The following is a 12,515-nucleotide window of genomic DNA, read 5'->3' on the forward strand; positions in this document are numbered from 1 at the left end:
TCTTGCTGATCATGAAAAAATCAATCTTTGTTCTGCTACTGGCGGCGGGCTTATCGGCCTGTAACAGCCTGGACCTGAACCCACTCTCCGAACCGTCGACGGCTACGTTTTACGCCAACCAGACCGAGCTTGAACTGGCTGTCAATGACTTGTACCGGCTCGATTTCTGGGGGAACGACAACGAGCAATTTACCGACAACTACTGGCACCGGGGGCAGCTGGGCAACGCGGTCACGTTCGGCACTATGAACGCCGAAGACGCCACCGTTCAGGCCTTCTGGACCGCCTGCTATAAGGCTATTGCCCGGGCCAATACCTTTCTGGCCAATAAAGACCGGGCCGCTGCCAGCACACCCGCCGCCACGCTGAAGCAACTGGAAGCCGAGATGCGCCTGATTCGGGCCTATGAATACGCACGGCTCATTTCGCACTTTGGCGACGTACCCCTGCTGACCAAGCCCATCGTGCTGGAGGAGTCGTATGGCGTAACCCGGACCCCGCAGGCCGAGGTGCTGAAATTTGTCTTCGACGAACTCGACTTTGCCATCGCCAACCTGCCGCAGGCCTACGCCGCCTCGGCCGTCAAACGGCTCACGAAAGGAGCCGCGCTCGCCGTGAAGGCCCGAACGGCCTTGTATGCAGGCAATTGGGCCGTTGCCCGCGATGCTGCGCAGGCGATCATGCAGTTTACGGGGGCGGGGGCCTACTCGCTCCACAGCAACTACAGCCAGCTTTTTCTGAAGGCCGGCGAAACCAGCCCCGAGCTCATCATCAGCATTCCGCGCGACGAAGCCCAGAAAGTGTTTACCCAGGGCACCAACGTGCAGGATCAGCTCCCCCGCCTGACGGGTGGCTTCGGGGCGCAGATTCCGACCCGCGAAATGGTGGATGCGTATGAATGCCGCGACGGCAAACCCATCGACGAATCGCCCCTGTATGACCCCAAAGCGCCGTTCAGAAACCGCGACCCGCGCCTGACAGCCTCCATCGTGGAGTTTGGCACGCAGTGGCTCGGCTACAATTACCAGCCTCACCCCGACAGCATCACCACCTTCAGCAGCAAGGATAACCGGCGCGTGTCGAATCTCGACACGCGCGCCGTGGCGGCGTTTGCCAGCTTTACGGGCTTTCTCTGGAAAAAAGGCATCGACCAGACGTGGGCCGACAAACGCAGCGAAGACAGCGACGCCATCATCGTCCGGTACGCCGAAATACTGCTCACCTACGCCGAAGCCAAAATTGAGCTGAACGAGATCGACGCCAGCGTGCTGAACGCCATCAATCAGGTACGTGCTCGCGCGTATGGCGTGGCGGTTGGGCAAACGTCGGCCTACCCCGCCGTTACGTCGACGAGCGTAGCCGAGCTTCGGCAGGTTGTGCGGCGCGAGCGGCGCGTTGAGTTTGCCAAAGAAGGGCTCCGGTATATGGACCTTATCCGCTGGCGGCTGGCCGAAAAAGCCCTGACTCGCCCGGTAATCGGCCTGCCCGACCCGGCGGTGCAGAACCGTTCGAAATGGCCGTTCCCCGGCGTAACGCCCCTCGACGACGACGATATTGCCGATTACTCGGGCTTTGGTGCTGATGTCAAAGTGGTGGCCCAGCGCAGCTTCGACAAAACGCGGCAATATCTGTGGCCCATTCCGGCCATCGAACGCCGGGTAAACCCCAACATGACGCAAAACCAAGGCTATTAAACCATACCCGGTCTGGCTGCGGCGCTGGTTGCCCGGCCAGACCGGCGATTAACTCCATCTAATGAAGCGATACATTCTTTCGGCCTGCCTGCTGGCGTGGACCCTGAGCCAGAGCCCATTCAGTACTGCCCAGTCTAAAAAACGGCCATCCTACAGCGGTATTTACCCGCACTTGGCCATGTACAACAACGAAGGCGAGTGCGGCACCGGCGCCGTAGTGCCCTGGGCCAACAGACTCTGGGTCATTACCTACGGACCGCACCTGCCGCAGGGATCGTCAGATAAACTGTACGAAATAACCCCGGATTTACAGCAGATCGTCCGCTCTGAAAGCATCGGCGGCACCCCCGCCAACCGGATGATTCATCCGGAGAGCAACCAGCTGTTTATTGGGCCGTACGCCATCGATGCCAACGCCCACGTGCGGACGATTCCCTACAAAACCATGCCGGGCCGCCACACCGGCAACGCCCGCCACCTCACCGACCCGAAAGGCAAAATCCTGTATGGAACCATGGAGGAAGGATTTTACGAAGTTGACGTGGCCACGCTGGCGCCTACCACGCTCTATGAAGACGGCAACCGGAAAACGCACAAAGAATCTGACGTATCGAATAACCAGCAAAATGCGCTGCTGCCCGGTGCCCACGGCAAGGGGCTCTACTCGGGGCAGGGTGTGATGGTGTATTCCAACAACGGAGAGCCAGGGCCAAAAGCGCTTGTTCAGTTCGATATCGACGCGGGCTCCCTGTCGGAATGGAACGGGAGAGACTGGACCGTCGTGCGGCGGAATCAGTTTGTGGAAGTGACCGGGCCGGGTGGCCTTTACGGCAACAAAAACCCCGACACCGATCCGATATGGGCAACCGGCTGGGACCACAAATCGGTGTTGCTGGGCGTGCGCGAAAAGGCCACGGGCTGGCATTTTTTCAGGCTACCCAGAGCCAGCCACAGCTACGACGGTGCGCACGGCTGGAACACCGAATGGCCCCGTATCCGCGACATCGGCACCGAGCAGAAAGCCGACTACCTGATGACGATGCACGGTTTGTTCTGGCGGTTTCCAGGTACGTTCACAGCGACCAATACAGCGGGTATTCGACCCCGGACGGCCTATTTGAAAGTAATTGGCGATTTCACGCGCTGGGATAATCAACTCGTCTTCGGCTGCGACGATTCGGCCCAGAAAGAATTCCTGAATAAGCGGAACACCAAAGGCGCGATTGAAGGCCCCGGCCAGTCGAATTCGAACCTGTGGTTTGCCCCGCTCAACGTACCTGACCAGCTCGGGCCCAACACCGCCGAGGGAGCCGTTTGGCTAAACGAAGGCGTCAAGGCCAACCAACCCTCTGACCCCTTCCTGTTTGCGGGCTGGACCAACCGCTCGGCCTGGGTGCAGAACAACGGCGACGACGCCGTAACGCTCACGTTTGAGGTAGACAAAACCGGATCGGGCAACTGGAGCCGCCTACAAACCGTATCGCTGGGTGCTCATAGCGCCACGCAGGTGGTTTTTCCGGCCAACGCTCCCGGCGAATGGATTCGGCTACAGACCGACAAAGCCACGACCCTGTCGGCGCAGTTTACGTATGGCGCTAAAGATACCCGCTCCGGGGCAACCAATGCGCTGTTTAACGGCCTGACGAACGTAACCACCGCCAACACGACGGGCGGTCTGCTCTACGGCCTGAGCGACAACCGGCGGGCGCTGGGACTACATGCCTTGTCGTATAAAGGGGGGCAGGCAACCGACGTTGGTTACTACGAACTCGATGCCGACATGCGCCTGACCCGGAAAGCCGACGCCCAGACGCAGTCGTTTATCAAAAGCAAATTTGCCATTCCCGAGCGGGTCGTCACGGTCGACGGGGGCAGCGTACTGGTTGTGGATGACAAAGGTCGGCGGTGGCGGTTTCCGTTGGGCAACAACGCCTACACCAACCTGACCAATCAGGCCGCCCTGCGGATTTGCCGGGAAGTGGCCACCGAACGCGATCTGTTCAACTGCCACGGCACCTTTTATGAACTCCCCGCCGAAAATGCCGACGGCTACGCCAAAGTCAGGCCCGTTGCGTCGCACAACCTGCGCATCAACGACTACGCCTCGTATCGGGGGTTGCTGGTGATGACGGGCATCGACCTACAGGCCGCCCGTTCCAACGAACACATCATCGTTTCGGACGATAAAAAGGCGGCCATCTGGGCGGGAGCCATTGATGACCTCTGGAAATTGGGCAAGCCAACCGGCCACGGTGGCCCCTGGACCAATGCGTCGGTGAAAGCCAACGAAGCCTCTGATCCCTACCTGATCGGGTTCTACGACCAGCGGAGCCTGCAACTGTCGCACAAAGCCGGCTCACCCGTTACGTTCACGCTCGAAGCTGATCCCGTAGGTACGGGGGTCTGGATGCCCTACAAAACCATCACGGTAGCACCCGGCCAGGTCAGTACGTTTACGTTCCCGGCCGAATTCCAGGCGCGCTGGATTCGCTTCAAAACCGACAAAGCCTGCGAGGCGACTACGTTGCTCAACTACGAATAACGGTCAGCGCAGCAACCTGAGGGGCCGTAGCAGCGACAGCCGGTTGCCCCGGATTGATGCAGGCGTTCGCGGGCTTGCCGTCGGGGCTAGGTACGTTGGTCGGCGACTAACGTACCTAGCCCCGACCAGTTTCTTGAAACCGACACCGGGTGGTGCACTAGCTAGGGTAGTGGCAGGCCAGCTCAGGCATAGCAGCAGCCATACGTTCAGACGAAAGGGCATAGTCGTCAACAGAAAGGCAGGCGACCGGCTGCCGCCATCACAGGATGGGTCAGCCGGTCGCCACTGTAGGTTAGGTTTACGCTTCTACGCCCAATACGGCATCTTCCTCAACCGGAATCATGTAGGTGTTCGACGTGGCTGCCAGGCTCGCGCTCGGGCCTCCGATTGACTGCTCATCGACCTGGATTTGCACCCCAACACCCTGACCGCCGTAGAACGTACCGCTCGAGAAAGCCGACACCGAGCTGTTGTTGATGGCGTATTCCGACGACTTGATGCTGATGAGATTGTTCTGCTTACAATCGTTGAAAACCTTCTCGATTTTCACGAAATACAGGTGGTGCGTGTCGTTGGAGCCGCTGAGCTTGATCTTGTCGTTGAACCAGATGGCAACGTACCCAGTGAGCAGGCAGTTGGCACTCCAGTTGATGTTATAGCTCTGCGTGCCAATCACCATCGTGGTGTCGAGGATCGTCATGGGCGGTGCCGTTACGGGCTGCTCAACGCTCCAGGTCTGTGAATGGTTAGTGCTGAACTGCTGCGAAGCCGAAAACGAAACGGTGGTCGTCACTTTGGTGCCCAGTTCAGCGACCGTCGGCACTTCGACCGAAGCACTTACCTCAATCCCGATTGAGAGGTCTTCGGTTACCGACCACGTAAACGACTGCTCCGTGGTTTCCTCCTGCTTGTAGGTATAGGTTTGGGGAATTGAACTGCTGTTACGGAACTGCGAGTGTACCGACGACACCGTGCCGGGTTGCGGCGCTGGTGCGTTGGGGTCGTAAACGATGGGTTGCTGATTGGCCTGCACCTCGTACTGGCGATAATCATCGAGTTCGCTGTGCTGGCTGTAATTGGTGCTGGCCGTAAACTTTACACCGCCTCCATTGTACTGTTTGTTCATCCAGTTGCCCCAGGCATTGGTAATGTCTTGCAAAGAAGTTGCCATGATTTAATGTGTGTTAAGGTGAAAATATGATAGTCATTTCGTCAAAAAAGAGGACGACTGGAGGCTCAATCGGCGATTGTTTGACGGTAACAAAGGTGGCCGCTTGCTCCCCCTCGGCGCAGGCGCAGAAGCACCCAAACAGCAAAGCGGGTATTTCCAGACGGAGATGCCCGCCATTTCTGACTGTTTTTGAAAACGGGTGTTTCTACGGGGGTATGATCCTATCAGAATGTGTTGTTTTGCGCCTTAATCCTTTTCCTTCTCATGCAAACCGACAAAACGCCTACCTACGCCGTACCCATTGAAGACGCCGAAAAATGGGTCACCAATTGGGTCGATGCCAACACCGACGGCAAAACCCTCGACCCCACCGACATGCGGGCGTTTCTGGTTCACCGCGAAGATTTTATTGAACTGCTCAGGCAGTACGACACCGAGTATGTGCGTCTGTACATGGGGCGTCGCGAAGACCCCAACTCAGATAATCAGTTAAGAGCCTGCCTGCTGATGGTGTCGGCTACACGTCAGGGCACAATCGACCCCAAATCCCCGGACCCCGATCTAATTGTCGACCTGGTGGGGCAAGTGACAGTTCTGAACGGAGACAAGGCGCAGGAAGCTAATTATCAAGTATTTGACTTCTCGCAGATATGCCCGCCCATGTGCGACGTCAACAGCCCCCTGTTCATTGGTGAGCCCGACGCCCGTTGTCAGTAAGCCGCCTCGTCTATGCAAGACTTCCTGATTTGGTTTAGCCGGTATGGGTCTTACTGCGTACTGCTCTCGACCAGTATGGTCCTGTTCCGGTTTCGCTACCTGATCGGTTATCTCCGGTTTGTGGGGTGGTTTGTGGGGCTGGCCCTTGCCGGCGAGCTCATTTCGCACCTAACCGCCCACGTCCTGCACATTCCGAACACGTACATCCTGCACGGCTATACCATTCTGGAATTCAACATCATTGCCCTGTTCTACGGTAGCTTTTTCGGCTATTTCTACACCCGTTCTTTTGTTCTCTGGCTGATGGTCGGCTTCACGGCGTTGGCCCTGCTGAATAGTGCGTTCATACAGCCCCCCACCGGGGGTAATGCCTACGCCCGCGGGCTTGAAGCCATCCTGATTATCGCGCTGGCGCTGCTGGCTTTCTACAAGATGCTGAGCGAGCTCTCGGCCCGTCGGCTCGACAAACAGCCTGTCTTCTGGATCAATACCGGCTTTCTGCTCTACTTCGCGGGTAGTTTATTCTTCCTTTTATTCAGTAACGCTGTTTTATACGACTCGAACCAAACGCTTAAATTCGCCGTATTCGCACTTCATGTGTTGCTCATTGTCATGATGCACGTGCTGATCAGCATCGGGTTATGGTTCAGTCCCAGCCTTCGGGCGACATCTACATACTGATTTTCGGTGGTTCGCTGGCGTTTATTATGCTGGTGATCGGTATTGTGGTCTTTCTGCTTGTGTATCAGAAACGAATAGCCGCCCAGGAATTACGGGTGAAACAGATGGAACTGAGCTATCAACAGGAGGTCATCTACCGCACGCTCGACGCCGTCGAGGATGAACGCAAGCGCGTGGCCCGCGATCTCCACGACGAGGTGGGGGCGGCTTTATCGGCCATGCGCCTGCTGCTGGCGCAGCTGACACAGGCTGCACCGCCTTCAGACGAGTCGCGCCACCTCACCAGTCAGTTTAAATACGTCATCGACAGCACCATCGACAACGTACGGCGGATTTCGAACGATCTTCTGCCGCAGGGGCTCGACGAACTTGGCCTAACCTACGCGCTTGAAGGCCTCTGCGAAAGTGTGATGGCGCTGGCCGATGTGAACGTAGAACTGACGGTTGTGCCCGACCTGAACCTGCCCACGCGCGCTAATCTTATCGTCTACCGGCTGGTGCAGGAGCTGCTCAACAATGCCCTGAAACACGCCGACGCTACCGACATCCGGCTATCGCTGCTTCGCGAAGCCGACATGCTGGTGCTTCGTTATGCCGACGATGGCAAAGGGTTTAATTTTGAGCAGGCCTATCAGCAACGCAGTTTCGGACTAAAAAACATTGAAACCCGCGCGCAGATGCTCGACGGCCTGGTTGCGTTCGACACCAGCCCCGGCGAAGGGCTTCGGGTAGACGTTAAATTCCACCCCTAGTTACGATCTCCCACTTCTTTATTGCCGAACGCTGCCATGTCCAGCCCTATCCACGTAGCCATTGCCGACGATCAGGTTTTATTCCGAAAGGGCATGATCGGGATTGTCGATAGCTTCGATGGCATGAACATCAGCCTTGAAGCCGATAACGGCCGCAACCTGCTCGATGGCCTTGCCACGGCCTCGCCCCTACCCGACGTGGTGCTGCTCGACCTCTCGATGCCCGAGTTGAATGGCGTTGAAACCACCAAGCTGATCCACAAACAGTATCCGGGCGTTAAAATCATTATCCTGTCGGTGTACAGTGAAGATCGGTTTGTAACTCACCTGATGGACCTGGGCGTGAATGCCTACCTATTCAAGAATGTAGAACCCGAGGAGGTAGAGCGCGCCATCCGCGACGTAGTCGAGAAAGAGTTTTACTTCAACGAGGCGTTTCTGCGCGCCATGAAAAACCGGATGGCCACCCGCAAGCCGCGCCGCGTGCTGACCGAAGCCGCCCCGGCTACCCTGACCCCGCGCGAAATCGACGTGCTGAGCCTGATTTGTAAGCAGCTGACGGCCCCCGAAATCGCCGATCAGTTGTGCTTAAGCATCCGGACTGTGGATGGACACCGGGCTAACCTGCTCGAAAAAACCGGCTCGCGCAACACCGCCGGGCTGGTTCTGTATGCCATCAAAAACAGCCTGATCGACCCCTCTGAACTGTTGAGCTAGCCTACAGCGCACAAAAAAGGGGTGGATCAGATCGCCACCCCTTTTTCTGCACATTAACCTCACTTTATAATTTCTTCATTTTTCAGAACTACCCGGCGCACAGCGCCATCGTCGTTTTGGGTGACCGTAACGAAAAAGACACCCTCCGCTTTCCGGCCAATATCGACCTGCCCGACGAACTCACCGCTGAAGTCTTTTAACTCACGACGGGCCACTTCTTTACCCTTGGTGTTAGTCACCACAACTTGCACGTCGCCTTTCTTCGGAGCGTTGAAGCGCACATTGAGCAGGTTGCGGTCGGGGTTGTTGGGGTACACGTCGAGCCCACGCACGGTTGAGGGCTGCCCGCCCCCGTCAACCCAGACGTTGAACGGCCGCGCAAACTCCCGCTGCCAGTCGCGGTTCTGGAAAGCCCGGTTCATCCGGTCGGCCATCGGGGCCAATTGACGGCGCAGGGTAATGTCCATATCACGACCCAACCGGCGCATGTTGCGCGACAGCGAATCCAGCTGTCGCCGCTGGAACCGAAACTCCCGCGTGCGGCGGCCGTTGCGAGCGGTGTCATCATCCGAGTCGTACCGGAAGTGCAGATCAAAATCAGAATCGCCCGGCGCCATGGGGGCAATCACTACATTCGGCGCAGCAGGGGGCATCGGTGGCATGGGGGCCATAGCCAGGGCATCCCCGTCCAGGAAACGGTCTTCGACCACCCGGTTCCGGCGGCTGGTGCGACTACCGCTTGCGGCCGGTCCGCGGTATGAATCCTCGATAATGACAGAAATATTGCTGTCGCCTTTGCCTTTCCGGGCGGCCCGTAGCGAGTCGATTAGCCGGTTAACCAGCGCGTCCCGCTTTTCATCGGTCATGCCGTCGCTACGGTAGGTACGTTCGATGGTGCGCGTGTCTTTTCCGCTACGTTCAGTAATTTTTACGCGCATCTGACCCGGTTCATCGAGTTCACGCTGCGCCATCGTAACCGATGAGAGGCCGCCCAGCAAGCCAAGGCAGAGGGCGAACCGGAGGACGGTGGTGGTTGTTTTTTTCATAGGAGTCAGTCAGGAATTCATCGTAAGTCAGTAACGGACAACGGCCCGTTGGCACACGTTAAAAGTTGTTAAGCAGGCAATGTCTTTTTCGTCTGGATGGTTGTTTGTGTACCTTACCTCACCCCCGGCCCCTCTCCTTAAAACAAGGAGAGGGGGGACCTTAACGTCTTCCTTACTTCTGTTTGGCTGTGTATGACAATCAGAAGCCTGGCTGGTAAGCCTCCCCTCTCTTTGTTTAAGGAGAGGGGCCGGGGGTGAGGTAATCAAACAGATAGATAACTCGTTCGCTCCGTTGCATCGAACGCCAAAAAAATAAATGTCAACGAAACGCATCCGCTGGATTGTTCTTTCGATGGCCCTCGGGCTGCTGGGTTTAGTTGGGTTTCAGCTATACTGGATCAGTACGGCCCTGCATTTACAGAAAGAACAGTTCGATTATAAAGTCACCGATGCCCTGCAAGAGGTGGTCCGTAGCCTGGAGCGGCAAGAGATTCAGTATCAGGCCCGGCAGCAGTTGCAGCTTCAGCATCAGCAACAACAGCTAATGGCCATCGGGCGTAAAAACGGGAAAGCCGCCGCCACTCAAGCTACGGCTCGCCCCACCCCTTCAGCCGCTGCTCAGGACCGTGTGGCGGCTACGCCAATGCCGAGTCGGCAACGTACCCAACGCACCAGCCAGGCTCAGACAGGTACGTCGGTTGCCGGTCGCGATATGCCCGGCCCGATTGTGGTGCAATCCGATGCCCTGCATCCGCGCACCCAAACCCTGACCCTCGAGCAGGCGCAGGTGGTCGAAGCGTTCTTCCGGCAGCAGGAAGAGCTGATGGCCATGGGCGACTGGCAAACCCAACTCGCCCAGCAACAACGTTTTGAGCGCTGGATCAACGAGATTGCTGCCAACCCGCTGAACCAGTTTCACGACGGTGAGCTTACGCTGGTCATGCCCGACTCGGGTACGCACCGCGCCCGCCCCACCCGGCAGCGCAAAACACGTACCTACAAAGCCGCGCCACTCGCCAAAACCGCGCCCACCAACGTACCCAAACCGGCACAGGAACAGGGCATCACGGCTGTCAATTCCATGACCCACGCCGAGCAGGCGCAGATGATAAAGGATGTACTGAAAGGTCTGCTCATGTCGGATCGGCCGCTGGAAGAGCGCGTCGACCGGTTTACGCTCGATACGCTGTTGCGGCAGGCGTTGCAGGAACGCGGCATCACCATTCCCTACAACTTCGCCGTACGGAACAAAGGACAGTCGCGGTTTCTGTTTGCGTCGATGCTGGCCAGTCAGGCGTCGATGAACCGGCAGTTCGACGATTACGGCTACAAGGCGGCCCTGTTTCCGAACAATATTCTCGAAACGGGCAACTACGTCTACCTCTTCTTCCCCGATCAGCGTTCGTTTATCCTAAGCCGCATGACCGCCACGCTGGCGGGGTCGGCACTGCTCATTCTGGTGATTATGGGTTGTTTCTACGTCGCCATCACGACCATTCTTCGGCAGAAAAAGATGGCCGACATTAAGAACGACTTCATCAATAACATGACCCACGAGTTCAAAACGCCCATCTCGACCATTTCGCTGGCGGTGGATATGGCCCGCGAGCAACTCCGGTCGGCGCAGATGCCCGCGCTGGTGGGCGCTGCTGGCAACACTGCTCCGTCTACCGAACTACCGGAACGACTGGGCCGCTACATGGGCATTATCCGCGACGAAAATCAGCGACTGGGTTCACACGTAGAGAAGGTACTTCAGATGGCGCTGCTCGACAAGGGCGAAGTCAAACTCAAGCTCAGCTCGGTCAATGTACACGACGTAATCGAGAAAGTGCTGAACACGATGAGCCTGTCGATTGAACAGCGGCAGGGCGACATTGAACTGGAATTCGACGCCACCGACGAGATTGTGCAGGCCGATGAGGTACACCTTACCAACATGCTCTACAACCTCATCGACAACGCCATCAAGTATTCGCCTGAGCGGGTGGCGATCCGGATACGTACCCGCAACACCACCCTGCCCGACCCCAAAACCGGTGCCCCGCGCCCGTCGGTAGCCATTTCGGTGGCCGATCAGGGTCTGGGGCTGACCAAAGAGCAACAAAGCCGCATCTTCGACACGTTTTACCGCGTCCCGACGGGCAACCGCCACGACGTGAAAGGCTTCGGACTGGGCCTCAGCTACGTGAAAAAGATGGCTGAAGAGCACCACGGTCAGGTTACGGTGAGCAGCACGCCCGGCCAGGGAAGTGAATTTGAAATTGTCATACCAACTACATAAACATGTAGGGGCGCCCGCTTTCGGGTACAATAGGCTTGTTTGTACTAGTCGTACCCCTCAAATAAGCAAATACAATGGCTGACGCGTCGCGGGTAGCCACGTTGGACCGCCCCTATCAATCAACACTATGCCCTCAATCTTACTTGTTGAAGACGACCCTAATCTGGGCCAACTCACGCAGGAATACCTGACGCTGAAAGGGTACCCGACCGACCGCGCCACCGACGGCAACGCGGGCCTGCAACAGTTCATGGCCAATACGTATGACCTGTGCATTCTCGACGTGATGATGCCGAAAAAGGACGGGTTCACCCTGGCAAAAGAGCTCAGGATGGCCAACCGCGACGTACCCATCATTTTCCTGACGGCCAAGTCGATGCAGGACGATGCCATTCAGGGTCTGCGCCTCGGTGCCGATGACTACATCACGAAGCCGTTCAGCATGGAGGAATTGTTGCTGCGGATTCAGGCCATTTTGCGGCGGTATCAGCGCACCGAGAACGTACCTGAAACAGGTATTTACCAGATCGGCACGTTCCAGTTTGACTATCCGCGCCAGACCCTCACGCGCAACGGCGACGGCGCCGGCCAACGCCTGACGAGCAAGGAATCAGAACTGCTGAAATTGCTGGCCCAAAACCTCAATCAGCCACTGGGGCGCAGTTTCGCCCTGAAGATGGTCTGGGGCGACGACTCCTATTTCAACGCCCGCAGCATGGATGTGTACATCACGAAACTGCGCAAATACCTCAAAGACGACGAGCAGGTGCAGCTTGTAAACGTACACGGCGAGGGATTTAAATTAGTGGTATAAGGGAATTGTCATTCCTGGTCATTGGTTGTCATTGGTAGTCATTAGCCTTCGGCATCATTGATGCGATAAGCCGCTGCGGGGCGCTCACGATGAATGA

Annotated in this window: 11 protein-coding genes; 8 read left to right on the plus strand and 3 right to left on the minus strand. The window is 57.3% G+C overall.

The features are described from left to right. Positions 1-11: 11 nt before the first annotated feature. Positions 12-1,694, plus strand: a complete 1,683-nt coding sequence (locus ACAW74_RS12265) for a RagB/SusD family nutrient uptake outer membrane protein (RefSeq protein WP_370698494.1) — start codon at positions 12-14, stop codon at positions 1,692-1,694. A 61-nt stretch (positions 1,695-1,755) separates the two neighbouring features. Then, a complete protein-coding gene (locus ACAW74_RS12270) occupies positions 1,756-4,236 on the plus strand; it encodes a hypothetical protein (RefSeq protein WP_370698495.1) in 2,481 nt (826 codons plus the stop codon). A 3-nt stretch (positions 4,237-4,239) separates the two neighbouring features. Here ACAW74_RS12270 and ACAW74_RS12275 read toward each other — a convergent pair whose 3' ends face one another. Together ACAW74_RS12275 and ACAW74_RS12280 are read right to left on the minus strand one after the other, a co-directional pair. After that, positions 4,240-4,458, minus strand: coding sequence for a hypothetical protein (locus ACAW74_RS12275; protein ID WP_370698496.1), 219 nt, complete (start codon positions 4,456-4,458; stop codon positions 4,240-4,242). A 76-nt stretch (positions 4,459-4,534) separates the two neighbouring features. Beyond that, complete coding sequence (locus tag ACAW74_RS12280) at positions 4,535-5,407, minus strand: ETX/MTX2 family pore-forming toxin (protein ID WP_370698497.1); 873 nt, start codon at positions 5,405-5,407, stop codon at positions 4,535-4,537. Between the two features lie 264 nt (positions 5,408-5,671). Here ACAW74_RS12280 and ACAW74_RS12285 point away from each other — a divergent pair, with 264 nt between their 5' ends. From ACAW74_RS12285 to ACAW74_RS12300, 4 genes are read left to right on the plus strand one after another with little or no spacing between them, the layout of a single operon-like run. Further along, positions 5,672-6,124, plus strand: a complete 453-nt coding sequence (locus ACAW74_RS12285; protein WP_370698498.1) for a hypothetical protein — start codon at positions 5,672-5,674, stop codon at positions 6,122-6,124. A 12-nt stretch (positions 6,125-6,136) separates the two neighbouring features. Next, positions 6,137-6,805 carry a hypothetical protein gene (locus tag ACAW74_RS12290; protein ID WP_370698499.1) on the plus strand — a complete coding sequence of 223 codons (669 nt, stop codon included), beginning with the start codon at positions 6,137-6,139 and terminating at the stop codon, positions 6,803-6,805. After that, positions 6,766-7,557, plus strand: coding sequence for a sensor histidine kinase (locus tag ACAW74_RS12295; RefSeq protein WP_370698500.1), 792 nt, complete (start codon positions 6,766-6,768; stop codon positions 7,555-7,557). Before ACAW74_RS12290 ends, ACAW74_RS12295 begins: the two co-directional genes overlap by 40 nt. Positions 7,558-7,593: 36 nt before the next feature. Beyond that, positions 7,594-8,274: a response regulator gene (locus ACAW74_RS12300; RefSeq protein ID WP_370698501.1), complete on the plus strand. Its 681-nt coding sequence runs from the start codon at positions 7,594-7,596 to the stop codon at positions 8,272-8,274. Between the two features lie 59 nt (positions 8,275-8,333). Here ACAW74_RS12300 and ACAW74_RS12305 read toward each other — a convergent pair whose 3' ends face one another. After that, positions 8,334-9,320, minus strand: a complete 987-nt coding sequence (locus ACAW74_RS12305; protein ID WP_370698502.1) for a T9SS type A sorting domain-containing protein — start codon at positions 9,318-9,320, stop codon at positions 8,334-8,336. A gap of 316 nt (positions 9,321-9,636) precedes the next feature. Here ACAW74_RS12305 and ACAW74_RS12310 point away from each other — a divergent pair, with 316 nt between their 5' ends. Both ACAW74_RS12310 and ACAW74_RS12315 read left to right on the plus strand, forming a co-directional pair. After that, positions 9,637-11,604 (plus strand): sensor histidine kinase, encoded by a 1,968-nt coding sequence (locus ACAW74_RS12310; RefSeq protein WP_370698503.1) that lies wholly within the window; start codon positions 9,637-9,639, stop codon positions 11,602-11,604. Between the two features lie 127 nt (positions 11,605-11,731). Next, positions 11,732-12,418 carry a response regulator transcription factor gene (locus ACAW74_RS12315; protein WP_370698504.1) on the plus strand — a complete coding sequence of 229 codons (687 nt, stop codon included), beginning with the start codon at positions 11,732-11,734 and terminating at the stop codon, positions 12,416-12,418. Positions 12,419-12,515: the final 97 nt, after the last annotated feature.

Source organism: Fibrella musci, from assembly GCF_041321105.1.
GTDB lineage: Bacteria > Bacteroidota > Bacteroidia > Cytophagales > Spirosomataceae > Fibrella > Fibrella musci.